Source organism: Bifidobacterium saimiriisciurei (genome assembly GCF_010667655.1).
GTDB classification, from domain to species: Bacteria; Actinomycetota; Actinomycetes; order Actinomycetales; family Bifidobacteriaceae; genus Galliscardovia; species Galliscardovia saimiriisciurei.
Genome location: NZ_WHZU01000008.1, coordinates 1 through 16,591, shown reverse-complemented (window position 1 = coordinate 16,591; position 16,591 = coordinate 1). Strand labels below are relative to the sequence as shown.

The window sequence follows — 16,591 nt, the reverse complement described above, 5'->3', positions numbered from 1 at the left end:
TTCCCCCAGTCAGGGGCGGAAGGAAAGGAATGTGCGATGGGGATGAATCCGCGAATCGTGCGGGCGCTGCATAATGCGGCGGTGATGTGCGTGGCCATCGCGGTCATGGTGGCGATGGCGGCGCTGGGCGGCTGTGGGTCGCCGGCAAGCTCGGGGTCGGGCGCAGGCTCGGGGCCGTCGAGCTCCTCGTCTGTGGAATCTTCGGCAGGGAAGTCGGGCGAATCGTCGGATAATGCGGATAGTTCGGATAATTCGTCGGAATCGTCGGCGAAACGCGATTGGGGAGACTCCGGCTGTTCGAAGCAGGGCGTGCGCGTGATCATGGCCCGCGGCACCAACGAAAGCGCCGACAACGGCCTGCTCAACCCCGTGGCGCAACAGATTTCGGCGGCATTCGGCGGCGACGTGCAGATCACGTCGTTGGATTATCCGGCCACCTTCGACGTCGACAGTGTGGACGCCGGCGTCGGCCGGCTTGTGGCCATGCTCAACGGCCAGGCTCAGCAGTGCCCCGCGCAGAAGACCGTGCTCATGGGGTTCTCGCAGGGCGCGATCGTCGTCGGCGATGTGCTGGTCGCGCCTCGCGACCGCTTCGACCCGAGCGGCAACAAGGACGAGCTGACCGCGGCCGCGGGGAAGAACATCGCCGCCGTGGTGATGTACGGCGACCCGCGGTTCAACTGCAAGGCCTCGTACAATCGCGGCACGTTCGATGCGACGCTGAACGGCTCGTTCTCGCCGCGCGGCGCCGGCGAGCTCGACGCCTACAAGGACCGCATCGCCGACTTCTGCGCGGCGAAGGACATCGTCTGCCAGCAGGGCGGCGAACAGCAGGAGCACGCGCGGTACTTCTCCGACGGTTCGCAGACGCAGGGCGCGCAGTTCGCCATCGCCAAGGTGCGGGCGGCGAAGTGAAATCCGCAGAGTGGGGCTCGCATGGTGAGGGCCGTGCCGCAGGGAAGTCGGCCGTGCCGTCGTGGTGAGGGCCGTGCCGTGGCGGCTCCCGAAGTCCTGCGCAAAGCGACGGGGGTGGGGTAGGCTGGGCGTAGAGAGTTCTGCGGAAGGGGAGACCTATGTTCTGTATGGAGTGCGGCACGAAAAACGCCGATACCTCGAAGTTCTGCAAGAAATGCGGTCATCCGCTGAGTGCCCCCGACACCGCGCCCAACGGCGCTGCATCCGCCGCGCCCGCGTCCGCTCCGACTGCCCCGACCCCGACCCCCGATGTGCCGGCCGTGCCGCTGCCGACGATGCCCGCCGCCGCTAACGCCTCGGCGACGTCGGGCGCCCCACTTGGCTCCGAGGGGAACATCGCTGATTCCGAGGAAGGCGCCGCCGGCTCCGGCGAGAATTCGGCCTCGACGGCCGGTCCCGCCTCCGCCTCGCCCGCAGCCCCGACCTCTGCCGCACCAGCCGCCGCCACAGCAGCCGCAACGAAAACCCTTCCCAAGAAGACGATGATGATCATCGCCGCCGTCGTGGCGGTCATACTCGTGATCTGCGGCGGAGCGTTCGCCACCTACCGCGCCGGCATCTGGGGCGCGAAGGTCGTGCCGAACGTCGAGGAGTTCCAGCCGCCGGCCGGCCAGAAGCTCACCGCCAACATCGTGGCCAAGCAGCTCAACGACAGCGGCATCAGGACTGAGGTCAAAAAGGTCTACTCCGGCAAATCCAAAGGCGAGTTCGCCGGCCTCGACGGCGTGAAATCCGGTGACCGCGTGCAATCCGGCCAGACGGTGACCGTCAACGAATCCATGGGCCCCGGCGTGCCCGAAGGCACGGTCGGCAAGCAGGCAACCGCCGTCGTCAACACCCTCAAGGACATGGGCGCCACCGTGAAATACCGTCAGATCGTCGTCAACGACACGTCGAGATATAAGGCCGGCGAGGTCGTCGCCACGTCGCCCGACGACGGCGACGCCCTGACCGACGATTATGACAACACCATCAACGTCGGCGTCGCCACCAAGGGCGACGGCGTCGGATACGACCTGCTCGGCATGGACAAGGACAAGGCGAAGTCCGCTCTGGAATCCAAGGGATATTCGGTCACGTTGAAGCCGCATTTCTCGTCGAAGCAGTATATCGGCAAGATCTCGTACGCCGAGCCTGCGTTCGGCACGCCGCTGGAATCTGGCGACAGCGTGACGCTCTACTACGGCGTCGACTCCAGCCAGGTCAGGACGCTGTTCACCACGACCATGAGCGGCCAGAAGGTCATGGCCAACCCCGGCGACTTCCTCACCGGCCGCTACTGCAAGGCCGACTCGTCCGACTGCTTCACCCTCGGTCTGGAAACCCAGGGCTCCAGCGGCTTCGAATACCTCTACAACCTCGCCGACGACTCCGACACCGACCGTATGCTCACGGCGTCGCGCAGCTACCAGAGCTTCGGCGTCGCGCCCGGCACCGAGGACGACGGACTGCTCATCAACGGCGACACCGGCGCGTTCGAACTGTTCACCCTCGCCTCGGCCATGGGCGGCCTGTACTGCGGCGACGAGCCGATGGGCGACAGCATCGGCGTCTCCTGCGTGAACGGGCAGAAGGTGATGAACTCCACTGCCACCACCCAGTCCGGGCTCACGCAGCGCATGGACAGCTTCTACACGTACTTCCCGGTCGGCTCCGACGTCAAGAGCGTGGAATCCTCCGGCTACTTCGATGCCGACGCGCTCGCCAAGGCGAAGAAGGAGAAGGCCGTCGACACCAGCCGTCCGTTCATCGTGATGCGCGACAAGTCGCTGTACAGCAAGTCGCAGACCGAGATCAGCCGCACGCAGTGGGCGGAGAACCCGTTCCTGCCGGCGAACCCGCAGGCCAGCCAGAAGACGGAATCGGTGAAGATGAAGCCGGCGCCGTCGAACGCCAGCGCCTACTATCTCGTCGAGGCCGGCGGCGCGTCCGTCGACTGGGAGTCGCTGAACGACGCCGATATCGCGCAGACGTCATCGAAGTCCTCGACTTCGTCGGATTCCGATTCCAAGAGCACGACGTCGGGAGCCGACGCGGCGTCGGCGAAGATCTTCGCCGAACTCGCCGGCTCACAGTACGCGTTCGCCGCGACCGGCGACGGCAGCGCCTACGCCACGATGACGCTGAAATCCGACGGCACGTTCAGCGGCACGACGGACGAGGCCGATCTCAGCAGCGGCACCTCCGTGGCCGAGGCTCCACGCAAGCAGACCAGGTTCAGCGGCCGGTTCTCGTCGGCGAAGGCCGGCGACAACGGCACCTACACGCTGCAATGCGACGCCTCCGCATTCAAGATCGACGACAGCGCGAAGGCCATCCAGGCCGGATTCGACCCCTGCGCCACGTTCGCCGCCTACCCGGCCGGAACCTCGGCCGGCACGTTCAGCTCCGGCGCGCAGACGGTGCTGCGCAACCGCGGCGAATGGGAAAGCGGCCCGAAGGACTGGCTCATCGTCAACATGGGCGTCGCCGACGAATCCATCCCCGGAACCTACGAGCGCATCGAGAAGTAGGCGACGGGAAGGCGGCGTCACGCGGCCCGCGCGGCGCGCGAGGCCGTCAACGTCACGGTTCGTCGAAAATTGTGGTGTTGTTATGTCATTGTTATTGCATATTCATATCTCCGCCAGTGTTCCTGACTATAACTGAGACAAGTATGTAACAGCAGGCATAGCAGCCGAACGATGGAGGACGCGATGACGGGTGCCGATCACGTGGAAATAACCGTACTGACCGATATTGTGCGCGAGGCCGCGAAACGATATATGCATGACAAGGTCGCCGCCCGCCGCATCCAGGTCAAGGGGCTCGGCGACTTCGTCACCGAGGTCGATTCCGATATCCAGAACTTCATCCACGCGGAACTGCTCAAGCGCTATCCCGACATCCAGTTCCTCGGTGAGGAGAACGGCGAGCAGAACGTCGACTTCGGCGGTACCTACTGGGTGCTCGACCCCGTCGACGGCACCAGCAACCTCATCCACGACTACCATCACAGCGCCATCTCGCTAGCGCTCATGGAAGGCGTCTACTCCGTCAAATGCGTGATCTACAACCCCTATCTTGACGAGATGTTCACTGCGGTCAAGGGCCAGGGCGCGTTCCTCAACGGCAAGCCCATCCATGTAAGCACCACGGGCGACATGGGCATGGCGCTCATCGGCGTGGGCACCTCGCCCTACCATCGCGACCTCGCCGCATCGAGCTTCACCATCATTCGCGAGGTGTTCGAGCGCTGCGCCGACATCCGCCGCTCCGGCTCCGCCGCCCTCGACATGGCCTGGGTGGCCGCCGGCCGACTCGACGCCTACTTCGAAGGCCGCGTCAAACTCTGGGACTGCGCCGCCGGACGCCTGCTCATCGCCGAAGCGGGCGGCGTCACCATGAACTGGGAGGGACAGCCGATCGGCAACGCCCTCGAAAGCAGCATCGTCACCGGCACCCCCGAAATTGTGAACCAGCTGCAGAATTACTTCCTCGAAGAACTCCACACCGCGTGATTCGACGGAGGCGGCGCGTCTTCTTCACGGCTGAAGACTCGACGTACCTTCGTACGCCTTCGCCTTCCGCCATGAAGAATCCGCACGCGTCCTGCGCCGAATCGGGCCGAAAGTCGGTGCTGCCATATTTTGCGTGGAATCGCTGCGCTAGGAAAACCCCAACAGGCATGATGCGGCGCAGGACGCGTGCGGATTAGTCGTTTTGGGAGGTGAAGGCGTATATCAATACGTCGAACCTCCCAAAACGGCAAAGACGCACCGCCTCCGCCGCATCAGCTGGCGGGCTGGTTGTTGGCGACCCACTCAGGGAACGTCCCGTCGAGCTTGATCATCTCGGAGACGGTGACGAAGGTGAATCCCTCGGCCTTCAGGCCGTCGATGATGCCGGGCAGCGCCTCGACGTCCTGGGAACGGTCGCCGCCGCCGTCGTGCATGAGCACGATGGATCCGTTGCCGGCCTGCGAAAGCACGGCCGACTTTATCTTGTCGGCGCCGGGACGCTTCCAATCCTCGGTGTCGATGGTCCACAGCACGTTCGAGCTGATGATGTCGTAGGAGTCGAGCCACTGCTGCGCCGTGAACGCGCCGTACGGGGAGCGGAACATACGGCAGTTCTGGCCGCTGTTCTTCTCGATGACGCCGAACGACTTGCCGATCTCGTTGCGCAGTTCGTCGCGCGAAAGCTTCGGCAGGTACTTGTGGCTTACGGAATGGCTGGCGATCTCGTGGCCGTCCTCGGCCAGCGACTTCTCCTGCTCGCCGTAGTTGGCGGCTTCCTCGCTGAGGTTGAAGAACGTGGCCTTGACGCCCTTCTCCTTGAGGATCTGCTGGTATTGGGCGGTGTATTCGCTCGGGCCGTCGTCGAAGGTGAGGGCGATGTACTTCTTGCCGTCCTTGGGCTGCGGGGTCTTGGTGGTGACCTTGAAGTCCTCGGGCTTCTTGACGACGCCCTTGTCGACGGTCTCCTTCGAGATCTCGCCGGTCCACTTTTCGCTGTATCCGTCGCGGCCGGGCGATTCGACGTACTGGATGGCGCCGCCGCCCATGAGGTTCACGCTGTCGAGGCTCGGGCCCTTGTGGGCGATGGTCTCGCGCTTGACGGTGTGCTTTTCGACGGTGTCCTTGCCGTTCGTGACGGTCACGACGGCGTCCTGCTGCAGGCGGGTGTTCTGCCAGTCGGCGGCCTTGACGGCAGCGCCGTTGACGACGACCGCCTGCTTGCCGCCGCCGTTGGCGTCCAGCACCTTGTTGGAGACGGACAGCAGGTTGCCCGGCTTGGTGCCGAACGAATCGTTGTCGTTCATAAGGTCGTCGATGGAAACGTTGATGTGCGTGCGCGTGGTCGTGCCGTTGACGCTGACGGTGATGGGCCTGAACCGGTTCTCCCACAGCCAGTAGCCGCCGACGCCGGAGCCGGCGAGCAACGCGATGACGAGCACGATGATGAACGCTATTTTTCCGGGGCTGCGGCGCTTGCCGTTTCCTGCGTGGCCTCCGTTACGGGGGGATTCGTCGTCCTCAAGGAAGTCGTCGAAGTTCGCGCCGCGTGCGCTTCCTCCGAAATCAAGCTCCTCGATGGACGCGTCGTCGCGTGCTGCCTTGTTCACGTTGCGGTTCCTTTCTCGGCTCTCTCCACATCAGATTGTACGAGCGTAGGGGGTACAAACGCCGTGTGCTTCCGTTTTTACCGTGAACGTTCACGCACTGTTTCGCGCACTGTCGCGTCATCGCTTTCGATGCCTTGCATCGTGGTCGCTGTCGTCGTCGCTGTCGTCGTCGTGCGCGGCGTGACGTGTGGCGACGTGCGGCAGTCATGCGGTGCGTGTCTGAAAGATGAACCGTTACCGTATGAGGTTCAGGGCGTAAGGTAATCTGTTTGCGGCGAAATCACGCGGCTTCGGAGGAGATCATGCCTGGAATTATTTTGATTGGTGCGCAGTGGGGCGACGAAGGTAAGGGTAAGGCCACCGACCTTATCGGAACCAAGGTCGACTACGTGGCCCGCTTCAACGGCGGCAACAACGCCGGTCATACGGTGGTCGTCGGCGACGAATCGTACGCGCTGCACCTGCTGCCCTCCGGCATCATCAGCCCGAACGTGACCCCGGTGATCGGCAACGGCGTCGTCGTCGACCCCGAGGTGCTGTTCCAGGAGATCGAAGGCCTCGAATCGCGCGGCGTGGACTGCTCCCGACTGCTGGTGAGCGAATCCGCGCACATCATCGCGCCGTATCACCGCACGATCGACAAGGTGACCGAACGCTTTCTCGGCAAGCACAAGATCGGCACGACCGGCCGCGGCATCGGCCCGGCCTACGCCGACAAGATCAATCGCGTGGGCATCCGCGTGCACGACCTGTTCAACGCCGAGCACCTGCACGACAAGGTGGAGGCCAGCCTGCACCAGAAGAACCAGATGCTGGTGAAGCTGTACAACCGCCGCCCGATCGACGTGGACCAGACCACCGACGAGCTGCTGGCGCTCGGCGAGAAGCTCAAGCCGTACGTCGCCAACACGTCGCTCGTGCTGAACAAGGCGCTCGACGACGGCAAGACCGTGCTGTTCGAAGGCGGCCAGGCCACCATGCTCGACGTGGACCACGGCACCTACCCGTTCGTGACGTCCTCCAACCCGACTGCCGGCGGCGCCTGCACCGGCACCGGCGTCGGCCCCACCAAGATCGACCGAGTGATCGCCGTGGCCAAGGCCTACACCACCCGCGTGGGCGAGGGCCCGTTCCCCACCGAGCTGTTCGACGAGCAGGGCGACTGGCTGCGCGCCCAGGGCCACGAATACGGCGTGACCACCGGCCGTCCGCGCCGCTGCGGCTGGTTCGACGCCGTGGTGACCCGCTACGCCTCGCAGGTCAACGGCCTGACCGACCTCGTGCTCACCAAGCTCGACGTGCTCACTGGCCTCGAGAAGATTCCGGTGTGCGTGGCCTACGACGTGGAGAACCCCGACGGCACCCACACCCGCTACCACGACATGCCCGTGGACCAGGCCGCCTTCGCCGCCGCCAAGCCGGTGTACGAGGAGCTTCCGGGCTGGACCGAGGACATCTCCAAGGTGCACAGCTTCGAGGACCTGCCGGCCACCTGCCAGGCGTACGTGAAGCGTCTCGAGGAGATCTCCAACTGCCGTATCTCCGCCATCGGCACCGGTCCGCAGCGCGACCACATCATCTCCATCAACTCGCTGATCGACTGACATCGGTTGATGCCGGCGCGGTAAGCGCCGACGAGCCTGTGATTTTACGAGACCGGCTCCTTCCGCCAAGGCGGGGGAGCCGGTTTTTCGTTGTCGTTGCTCCATGAGTAAAACGCCGATTGCCGTATGCGGGCAATCGGCGTATATTGTTGCGCGGTGATGGAACTCACCGGAGTGTTCGGCAGCGATTCCCGCAATCGCACGGCCTGAAGCCGAACATTCGAACCGCATTTCCGCTGATGGTTCCTATGATTCGACAGACGATGCTCGGGTTCCGCCCGAGGTCGTGTGCAGAACTTTCATGCGACGGGCGCATACGTGTGCAATCGTGTGGATGCTGATGTGTGTGACACGCGTGGAGCGTGGGGTACAGGCATCGTGGACGGTCGGATTTCGGCGGATTGCGCATACTCTTTAGCCGCTCTGCCTGATTCGCCTTCCACAAGGGAGAAGGAAGGACAAGGCATGGCAGAAGCAGAACCCTCGCAGCCCGGCGCCACGTCGGCCGCCGCTTCGGCACGGCCGAACGCGGCCGCGCCATCGGTTGCGGCGCATGACGGCACGAACACTCCGAAACAACGTCCGGCGCTCGCCGACTCGACGCTGTATCTCGTCGTGTTCCTCGGCGGGTGCCTCGGCACCGGCATGCGATACGGCCTGTCGCTGACCAACGCGGCGACGGTCGGCACCGGCGCCGATGCGGACGCGGCCGGGGCCGGCGGCGTATGGTCGGCCATCCATCTCGGCACGTTCACCGCGAATATCGTGGCGTGCTTCGTCTACGCCGCGCTTTCCGCCTACCTGTCGCAGGCGACGTGGATTCGCAAGCGCAGTCGCGACGTCATCTCACGCGGCTTCGGCATGGGCATGTGCGGCGGACTCTCCACCATGTCGACGCTGGCGTTCGAACAGTTCGGCGATCTGGCCCGAGGCAACATCTTCGGTGTGCTGATCTACGTCGTGCTGAGCTTCGGCGTGGGACTCATGGCCGCGTATCTCGGCGTGCGGCTGGCGCTCGCGATCGCCGGACACAAGGCGGGGCGCGCCGGTGTTGATTCTGGCGACGATGATTCTGGCGACGATGATTCCGATTCCGGCGCATCGCCGGTCGTTGCGCCTTCGGTCGGCGACACTCCAGCCGTCGACACTCCAGCCGTCGACACTTCGGGACTGCCGCCGACGATCGCCGCGAAAATGGCCGAAGCGGCAACGTCCGGCGGCGTCACATCGTCGGCGTCTGGTGCCGTGCCGGTCGATAAGGAGCGTTCCGCGGAGGCGAACGCCGATAATCCGCGTACGTTGTGGACCGACGACGATACGTCGTCCGACAAGGAGGGCCGTCGATGAGCTTCTTCATCGCCATTTTCGTGTTTCTTGGCGTCTGCATCTGCGGCGGCCTCGGCGCCGTTTCGCGGTTCGTGCTCGATACCGCCGTCAAACTCGTGTGGAAGAACGCGTTCCCGCTCTCGACGCTGATCATCAACATCATCGCGTCGTTTTTGGCCGGCATGGCTGGGGCGGCGGCCGCGTCGTCGGCGTTCCCCGACCCGTGGCATCTCATGGCCGTCACCGGCTTTCTGGGCGGTCTTTCCACGTTCTCGACGGCCATCAACGAGGTCGTGACGTTGGGGCGAAATCAACGGCTGTCGATGGCCGGCTACTATCTCATCGCCTGCATCATCGTGCCGGTGATCTGCGCCGCCCTGGGCTGGCAGCTCATCGCATAATTCAGCCGTTGCCGCGGCAGAGGCGGTTCAGCGTGATGCGGGCCTTGGGCTCGTCGTGGCCGTTGAACAGAACGACCACGTAATCGCCGGCGTGCAGCGGCGTATCGGGGCTTGGTACGAAATCGCGGCTGCCGCGACGGACCGTGATGATCATCATGCCGTCGGGCAACGGCACGTTGCGTACCAGTGTGCCGGCGATTGGACTGCCGATCTCGACCGGATGCTCGATCACGCCGCTGCGAATCGCGCTCGGCCGCGCATTGGCCGGGTCGAAGTCCCCGTCCTCGAAGTCCACGTCGTCGATTTCGGCATCGGCGCCGACTCCGATGCCGTGCGAACGCTGATAACGGTCGAGCAGCGCCTCGTAAATCGGCTTCGTGCCACACAGGTCCGAAACCAGCAGCGCAAGGAACGCGCATGTGGCGACCGGCAGCATATGCGTGATGTTCCCCGACATCTCGACGATGAGCAGCACCGACGTGACCGGCGATTTCACGGCGGCCGACAGCGTGCCGGCCATGCCCATCACCGCGAACACGGAGATATAGCGCGCGTCGAGGTGTGCGAATCCGCCGAGATATCCGCCGACGGTCGCGACGATGCCGCCGGCCAACGCGCCGACCGCCAGAATCGGCATGAAGATGCCGCCCGGACAGCCGCTGCCGAAACTCGTGGCCGTGAACGTCATCTTCACCGCCAGCAGCACGAGCAGCAGCGACAATGCCGCGCCGCCCTGCTCCACGAACGCGATGAGATTGCTGCCGCCGCCCAGCGTCAGCGGCAGAAAGACGCCGCACGGCAGGGCCACGGCAAGCGAGATGATCGGACGCACGGCGGCGGGGACGTGGTTCATCAGCGTCTGCATGCCGAGCAGCAGCCGGTTCATCGCGACGCCGACGACGCCCATCGCCAGTCCCAGCGGAATCAGCCACCAGTATTCCTCGATGGGAAGCTGCTCGACCCGCGTGAAATCAAGCACCGGCGTCATGCCGAAGCACTGCTTGGCCACGAAATCCGCAGTGAGCGACGCCGACATGGCGGTGAGCAGAATCGTGGGGGAGAAGCTGCGGTGGATCTCCTCCAACGCGAACATCACGCCGGACAGCGGGGCGCAGAACGCGGCGGACAGGCCGGCCGCGGCGCCCGCCGTCGTCAGGACGTTGCGTTCTACGTTGCTGCGGCCGAGCCGGCCGGCGGTCATCTGGCTCGTGGCCGCGCCGATCTGCACCGACGGGCCCTCGCGGCCCATCGACAGTCCGAACAGGCCGCACAGCAACCCGCCGGCGAAGCGCACGACCAGCACCGACCACGACCGCATGCGCATGCCGCATGTGACGACGCCCTCGGTCTGGGGGATGCCGCTGCCCGACGCCATAGGCTCCCAACGCACCAGCCACGCGACGAGCAGGCCCGCGATGACGGCGGCCGCGGCCCACGGCAGGATATATATCGGATGCTCGCGGAACGTGCCGTACATGACCTGCGCGAACCGCGTGCCGTATTCGATGCCCAGGCGGTACAGCACCACGAGCAGGCCGACCGCGAATCCACCGATCACGCCCTTCGCGGCGATACGCCATTTCGCGCGGTTGAAATCGGAAAGGAAGCGGTGGATCTGGGATTTCACGATATGTAAGCATAGTCTGCGGCCGGCATCGTCGGCTTGTCCGTCCATATCGCCGCTGTAACGCGTTATCGGATTTTGTTATCTCATAAACGCGGGTTTTGCGCCGGAATGTGGGCAATGCACATGAATGTAACGCAGTGTATTTAGCATTAGTGTTTGTGTGTTTGCACCTCCGGCGAACCGCACGACCGGGCATTACGGCGTCCGGTCGCGAGGCCCGGCGAAGGGAGCCAGACGAAACGACCGATTGACAGGCCGCATCGACGTATTCCGATACGCCGCATCGGTACGACGACAACAACGACAAAAGAGGAAACATGGCTGAGAATAGGTCCGAGCTGAACAAGAACCTCGCCCAGATGCTCAAGGGCGGCGTCATCATGGACGTCACCACGCCGGAGCAGGCGCGTATCGCCGAGGACGCCGGCGCTTGCGCCGTCATGGCGCTGGAGCGCATCCCCGCCGACATCCGTGCGGCCGGCGGCGTCTCCCGCATGTCCGACCCGGCGATGATCAAGGGCATCCAGGAGGCCGTCTCCATCCCGGTGATGGCGAAGGTGCGCATCGGCCACATCGCCGAGGCCCGTATTCTGCAGGCCATCGAAATCGACTACATCGACGAGTCCGAGGTGCTGTCCCCGGCCGACGACGTCTACCACATCGACAAGACCCAGTTCGACGTGCCGTTCGTCTGCGGCGCCAAGAACCTGGGCGAGGCCCTGCGCCGCATCGCCGAGGGCGCCGCGATGATCCGCACCAAGGGCGAGCCCGGCACCGGCGACGTGATCCAGGCCGTGCGCCACATGCGCACCATGAACAAGCAGATCCGCGAGCTCGTCGGCCTGCGCGACGACGAGATCTTCGAGGCCGCCAAGCAGCTGGCCGTGCCCTACGACCTGGCCAAGTACGTGCACGACAACGGCCGCCTGCCCGTCGTGAACTTCGCCGCCGGTGGCGTGGCCACCCCGGCCGACGCCGCCCTGATGATGGAGCTCGGTGCCGAAGGCGTGTTCGTCGGCTCCGGCATCTTCAAGTCCGGCGACCCGGCCAAGCGCGCCGCCGCCATCGTCAAGGCCACCGCCAACTGGCAGGACGCCGACCTGCTGGCCAAGCTCTCCGAGAACCTCGGCGAGGCCATGGTCGGCATCAACGAGGACGAGATCGAAACCATCATGGCCGCCCGCGGCGAGTGATTTCGGCTTCGGTCGATGCTTTTTCGGCTCCCCTCTTCGAGGGGAGCCATTTGGTATTCATCGTTTTTTAGGTACAAAGGACACAACATTGGTAGTAGCCGTTGAATACATCTCCAAGGAAGAGTCGGCCGACGCCGAGTCCGCCGAGCATGGCGTGACCGGCATCCTCGCCGTGCAGGGCGCGTTCGCCGAACACGCCGCCATGCTCGACCGCCTCGGCGCCCCGTGGAAGCTGCTGCGCGCGGCCGAGGACTTCGACGAGTCCATCGATCGCGTGATTCTACCCGGCGGCGAATCGACCACACAGGGCAAGCTGCTGCATTCCACCGGACTGTTCGAGAAGATCGCCGCGCACATCGCCGCCGGCAAGCCGGTCTTCGGCACCTGCGCCGGCATGATTCTGCTCGCCAGGAAGCTCGACAACGACGACAACGTGTACTTCGGCGCGCTTGACGCCGTCGTGCGCCGCAACGCGTACGGCCGCCAGCTCGGCTCGTTCGCCGCCACCGCCGACTTCGGCGACATCAAGGACTTCCCGCTGGTGTTCATCCGCGGACCGTTCGTCGTCTCCGTCGGTGACGAGGCCACGGTCGAGACCGAGGTGAACGGCAACGTGGTCGGCCTGCGTCAGGGCAGGATCATCGCCACCGCGTTCCACCCCGAACTCACCGACGACACCAGGATCCACGAGCTTTTCCTGGGGTTGTGAAAACACTCGAAGGCTCCCCTTGTCAGGGGAGCTGGCCGCCGTAGGGCGGTCTGAGGGGTAGCCGGCACCTTGAGGTGTTGCCACTTCAGGTATCAACTACCCCTCAGTCACGCGTTCGCGTGACAGCTCCCCTGACAAGGGGAGCCTGTTGGTTGGTGCGTTCAGAACGCGCCGTCGATGTCGGCCACGGCGATGACCTTCTGGTTCACGAACTCCTTAAGGCCAAGGTCGAGCAGCTCGTGGCCGTAGCCGGAGTTCTTCACGCCGCCGAACGGGATGTCGGCCGCGACGACGGTCGGATGGTTGATGGCGACCATGCCCGTGTCGAGGCGACGGGCCACTTCCTGCGCATGATGGATGTCGTTGCTGATCACCGATCCGCCCAGACCGAACGGGGAGTCGTTGGCGATGCGCACGGCGTCATCCTCGTCCTTGGCGCGATAGATCTGCGCGACCGGCCCGAAGAATTCGGTGTGGAAGGCGTCGTTGTCCTCGGTGATGCCGGTGACGATCGCCGGCGGGAAGAATGCGCCCTGATCGGGAACCTCCGCCAGATATTCGACCTCGGCGCCCTGTTCCACGGCCGATGCCACCTGCTTCTTCAACGTTTCGACGGCGCCGGCGCTGGAGAGCGGCGCCAGCGTGGTCTTCGGGTCGGCGGGGTCGCCGGCCACCAGCTTGGCGGTGCCTTCGCGGTACCGGGCGAGGAAACGATCGTATACGGCGTCGGTCACGATCAGTCGCTTCGATGAGACGCACACCTGACCGGCGTTCCAATTGCGGCCGAACACCGCCCAGTCGGCGGCCTTGTCCACGTCGGCGTCGTCGAGCACGATGAACGCGTCGGCGCCGCCGAGCTCCAGCGTGCTTTTCTTGAGATGCTTCGCGGCGAGCGAGGCCACATGCCCGCCGGCCTTCTCCGAGCCGGTGAGCGCCACGCCGCGCACGTACGGGCTGGCGATGACGTGCTCGGTGAGATCATGCGGCAGATACAGGTTGGTGAGCAGCCCTTCGGGCGCACCGGCCTCGAGGAACAGCCGCTCCATGCGGGCGGCGCTCTGCGGCACGTTCGACGCGTGCTTGAGCACGACCACGTTGCCGGCGGTCGCCTGTGGCGCGGTGATGCGCACGACCTGATAGTACGGGAAATTCCACGGTTCGACGGCGAAGATCACGCCCATCGGATCGTTGACCAGCTGCACGTCGGTGTCGCCGTACCCCTTGGCCGGAATCGGGCGCGGGGCGAGCAGCTCCTCGCCGTGCTCCACGTAGTAGCGCAGCATGCCCACGCACAGGTCGACCTCCGCTTCGGCCTCGGCCGTGATCTTGCCCATCTCCAAGGTGAGTGTGGCGGCGTAGTCGCTGCGGTTCTCCTGCAGGATCTCCGCGGCCTTGGCCAGCACGGCCACGCGGTCGGCGATGGGCCTGCTCCTCCATTCGAGGAACGTGTCGTGAGCGGTCTTCAGCGCGGCGTCCGCCTCGGCTTCGGTGGCGTCCGGAAATGTTTTGACGGTCTGCCCGGTGTATGGATTGATGGTCTGATATGTCATATTTCCCCTTTCGATCGTCTGCGTTGACTAATCGACACTTATGACGGTATCGGGGAATCCATGAGATGCACAAGAATTTGCCTATGTTTGCAGGATCCTTGTCGGCTCCCCTGACAGGGGGAGCCGACAAGGGGCGCCGGCCGGTTTGAGGGGCGTTCACCCGTTGATGACGACCTTCTGGTTGAGGAACTCCTTCAGTCCGAGGTCGATGAGCTCGTGGCCGTAGCCGGAGTTCTTCACGCCGCCGAAGGGGATGTCCGGCCCGGAGGCGCTCGCGCGGTTGATGGTCACCATGCCGGTGTCGAGCTGCCGGGCGATCTCCTGCGCATGGTGGATGTCCGACGTGAACACCGATCCGCCGAGGCCGTACGGGCAGTCGTTGGCGATGCGGATCGCGTCGGCCTCGTCCTTCGCCCGATACAGCTGCGCGACCGGTCCGAAGATCTCGGTGCGCGTGGCATCGGAGCCTTCGGGGATGTCGGTGATCAGCGCCGACGGGAAGAAGTTCCCCTCCTCCGGAACGTCGACGAGATACTCGATCTTCGCGCCCTGCGCCACGATGTCGGCCACCTGCCGCTCGACCTGCCTCTTCGCCGTCGCGCTGGAGAGCGGCGCCAGCGTGGTCTTCGGGTCGGCCGGGTCGCCGGGCACGAGTTTCGCGGCCTCCGCACGGTATCGGCGGACGAATTCGTCGTAGACGGCGTCGACCACGATGAACCGCTTCGACGAGACGCACACCTGGCCGGCGTTGCGGTTGCGGCCGCGGACGGCCCATTCGGCCGCAAGCTGGACGTCGGCGTCCTCCAGCACGATGAACGCGTCCATGCCGCCGAGTTCCAGCGTACTCTTCTTCAGATGCTTGCCGGCCAGCGACGCGATGATCGCGCCGGCCTTCTCCGACCCGGTGAGCGCCACGCCCCGCACGTACGGGCTGGCGATCACGTGCTCCGTCAGGTCGTGCGGCAGATACAGATTCGTGAACACGCCTTCGGGCGCGCCCGCCTCGCGGAACAGTCGTTCCATGAGCGCGGCGCACTGCGGCACGTTCGACGCGTGCTTGAGCATGACCACATTGCCGGCGGCCAGCTGCGGCGCCGCCACGCGAATCACCTGATAATACGGGAAGTTCCACGGTTCGACGGCGAAGATGATGCCGGTCGGGTCGTTGACGAGGTGCACGTCGGTTTCGCCGAATCCCTGCGTGAGCAGCATACGCGGGCGCAGCAGGTCCTTCGTGTGCTCCACGTAATACCGCAGGATCGCCACGCAGACGCTGACCTCCGCCTGTGCCTCCGACATGATCTTGCCCATCTCGGTGGTGAGCATCTCGGCGTATTCATTGCGTTCGGCTTCCAATATCGACGCGGCCTTGTCAAGAACGAACGTGCGTTCCTCGATCGGCTCGTTCTTCCAGACGCCGAACGCGGCGTGGGCGGTCTCGAGCGCCGCGTCCACCTCCTCGCGTGTGGCGGTGGGGAACGTCTTCAGGGTTTCTCCGGTGTAGGGATTGACTGTTGCATATGCCATCGTTGGCCTCCTCACAGGTGCCGACGCCGTGCCGTATGCGGACGGCCGCCGTTGGGGAGCCTTCCGCATGGGTGCGGTATCGATGTGGTCCTACAGGTTCCATTGTCGCGCGGAGCGGGCGTTTTGGCGAGTATTTGCCGCGACTTCCCGCGTGGTCCGGTGGTCCGGTGTCTTCGATTATGCGGCGGTCGTGTTTCGCATTGATGAAAACGGTTACATATGCCGGAACGCAACGAAACGACAACAAATGTGATAGCGCTCACATCCGCAAGATAACGACACTCCCATATAGCTGTTATCAAATGAAAAATCCATAACGGAACGGATGCGGAACGATAACATTCGCCGGCTTGCGCAATTCGCGGCGATATCGTTTTCTCCGGCGTCAAGAGGCATGCGCACGTGCGCGCCCGCGGAGCACGACGTACTCATGGTGCACCGCGGTGCACGTCGTGACGACAGCGCGCGCACGAAACCCGGATATCCCGGCGGGCGGGGCGCGCACGATGCGCATGACGCCGCAACAGAGGACAAACAAAGCAAAGGGGCGACAACCAATGTCGGCTACAACG

Annotated in this window: 13 protein-coding genes and 1 riboswitch; of the genes, 9 read left to right on the top strand and 4 right to left on the bottom strand. The window is 64.6% G+C overall.

The features are described 5' to 3' along the window. The first annotated feature begins 36 nt into the window (after positions 1-36). The 3 genes from GFD18_RS05980 to GFD18_RS05970 all read left to right on the top strand — a co-directional run bounded on the left by GFD18_RS05980 (position 37) and on the right by GFD18_RS05970 (position 4,475). Positions 37-915, top strand: a complete 879-nt coding sequence (locus GFD18_RS05980; protein ID WP_163198721.1) for a cutinase family protein — start codon at positions 37-39, stop codon at positions 913-915. Between the two features lie 158 nt (positions 916-1,073). After that, complete coding sequence (locus tag GFD18_RS05975; RefSeq protein ID WP_163198718.1) at positions 1,074-3,488, top strand: PASTA domain-containing protein; 2,415 nt, start codon at positions 1,074-1,076, stop codon at positions 3,486-3,488. 183 nt (positions 3,489-3,671) lie between these two features. Further along, on the top strand, positions 3,672-4,475 hold the full coding sequence (locus tag GFD18_RS05970) for an inositol monophosphatase family protein (RefSeq protein ID WP_163198715.1): 804 nt from the start codon (positions 3,672-3,674) through the stop codon (positions 4,473-4,475). 272 nt (positions 4,476-4,747) lie between these two features. On the opposite strand, the gene GFD18_RS11330 is transcribed toward GFD18_RS05970, so the two are convergent. Further along, positions 4,748-6,082: a polysaccharide deacetylase family protein gene (locus GFD18_RS11330; protein WP_163198712.1), complete on the bottom strand. Its 1,335-nt coding sequence runs from the start codon at positions 6,080-6,082 to the stop codon at positions 4,748-4,750. A gap of 302 nt (positions 6,083-6,384) precedes the next feature. Here GFD18_RS11330 and GFD18_RS05960 point away from each other — a divergent pair, with 302 nt between their 5' ends. The 3 genes from GFD18_RS05960 to GFD18_RS05950 all read left to right on the top strand — a co-directional run bounded on the left by GFD18_RS05960 (position 6,385) and on the right by GFD18_RS05950 (position 9,413). Continuing rightward, positions 6,385-7,686 (top strand): adenylosuccinate synthase, encoded by a 1,302-nt coding sequence (locus GFD18_RS05960; RefSeq protein ID WP_163198709.1) that lies wholly within the window; start codon positions 6,385-6,387, stop codon positions 7,684-7,686. A gap of 146 nt (positions 7,687-7,832) precedes the next feature. Beyond that, positions 7,833-7,942: riboswitch (Fluoride riboswitch) on the top strand. Positions 7,943-8,151: 209 nt separating this feature from the next. Then, positions 8,152-9,033 (top strand): fluoride efflux transporter FluC, encoded by an 882-nt coding sequence (locus tag GFD18_RS05955; RefSeq protein ID WP_163198707.1) that lies wholly within the window; start codon positions 8,152-8,154, stop codon positions 9,031-9,033. Beyond that, positions 9,030-9,413, top strand: a complete 384-nt coding sequence (locus tag GFD18_RS05950; RefSeq protein ID WP_163198704.1) for a fluoride efflux transporter FluC — start codon at positions 9,030-9,032, stop codon at positions 9,411-9,413. Before GFD18_RS05955 ends, GFD18_RS05950 begins: the two co-directional genes overlap by 4 nt. A 1-nt stretch (position 9,414) precedes the next feature. Here the strand turns inward: GFD18_RS05950 and GFD18_RS05945 are convergent, their stop codons facing one another. Next, positions 9,415-11,088, bottom strand: a complete 1,674-nt coding sequence (locus GFD18_RS05945; RefSeq protein WP_163198700.1) for a ClC family H(+)/Cl(-) exchange transporter — start codon at positions 11,086-11,088, stop codon at positions 9,415-9,417. A 269-nt stretch (positions 11,089-11,357) separates the two neighbouring features. Between GFD18_RS05945 and pdxS the strand changes: the two genes are divergently transcribed. Then, positions 11,358-12,233: a pyridoxal 5'-phosphate synthase lyase subunit PdxS gene (gene pdxS / locus GFD18_RS05940; protein WP_163198697.1), complete on the top strand. Its 876-nt coding sequence runs from the start codon at positions 11,358-11,360 to the stop codon at positions 12,231-12,233. A gap of 88 nt (positions 12,234-12,321) precedes the next feature. Continuing rightward, a complete protein-coding gene (gene pdxT, locus GFD18_RS05935) occupies positions 12,322-12,942 on the top strand; it encodes a pyridoxal 5'-phosphate synthase glutaminase subunit PdxT (protein WP_163198695.1) in 621 nt (206 codons plus the stop codon). A 161-nt stretch (positions 12,943-13,103) separates the two neighbouring features. On the opposite strand, the gene GFD18_RS05930 is transcribed toward pdxT, so the two are convergent. Beyond that, entirely contained in the window at positions 13,104-14,492 is a 1,389-nt protein-coding gene (locus GFD18_RS05930; protein WP_163198692.1) for an NAD-dependent succinate-semialdehyde dehydrogenase, read from the bottom strand. 156 nt (positions 14,493-14,648) lie between these two features. Next, positions 14,649-16,019: an NAD-dependent succinate-semialdehyde dehydrogenase gene (locus GFD18_RS05925; RefSeq protein WP_163198689.1), complete on the bottom strand. Its 1,371-nt coding sequence runs from the start codon at positions 16,017-16,019 to the stop codon at positions 14,649-14,651. Positions 16,020-16,344: 325 nt separating this feature from the next. On the opposite strand from GFD18_RS05925, the gene GFD18_RS11070 reads away from it, so the two are divergent. Continuing rightward, a partial coding sequence (locus GFD18_RS11070) for a hypothetical protein (protein WP_225432924.1) occupies positions 16,345-16,591 on the top strand: 247 nt, incomplete at its 3' end.

Bases quoted from the DNA above. Each gene is read 5' to 3' on its own strand.
- GFD18_RS05980 (WP_163198721.1), top strand. From the start codon at position 37: ATGGGGATGAATCCGCGAATCGTGCGGGCGCTGCATAATGCGGCGGTG.
- GFD18_RS05975 (WP_163198718.1), top strand. From the start codon at position 1,074: ATGTTCTGTATGGAGTGCGGCACGAAAAACGCCGATACCTCGAAGTTC.
- GFD18_RS05970 (WP_163198715.1), top strand. From the start codon at position 3,672: ATGACGGGTGCCGATCACGTGGAAATAACCGTACTGACCGATATTGTG.
- GFD18_RS05960 (WP_163198709.1), top strand. From the start codon at position 6,385: ATGCCTGGAATTATTTTGATTGGTGCGCAGTGGGGCGACGAAGGTAAG.
- GFD18_RS05955 (WP_163198707.1), top strand. From the start codon at position 8,152: ATGGCAGAAGCAGAACCCTCGCAGCCCGGCGCCACGTCGGCCGCCGCT.
- GFD18_RS05950 (WP_163198704.1), top strand. From the start codon at position 9,030: ATGAGCTTCTTCATCGCCATTTTCGTGTTTCTTGGCGTCTGCATCTGC.
- GFD18_RS05945 (WP_163198700.1), bottom strand. From the start codon at position 11,088: ATGGACGGACAAGCCGACGATGCCGGCCGCAGACTATGCTTACATATC.
- pdxS (WP_163198697.1), top strand. From the start codon at position 11,358: ATGGCTGAGAATAGGTCCGAGCTGAACAAGAACCTCGCCCAGATGCTC.
- GFD18_RS05930 (WP_163198692.1), bottom strand. From the start codon at position 14,492: ATGACATATCAGACCATCAATCCATACACCGGGCAGACCGTCAAAACA.
- GFD18_RS05925 (WP_163198689.1), bottom strand. From the start codon at position 16,019: ATGGCATATGCAACAGTCAATCCCTACACCGGAGAAACCCTGAAGACG.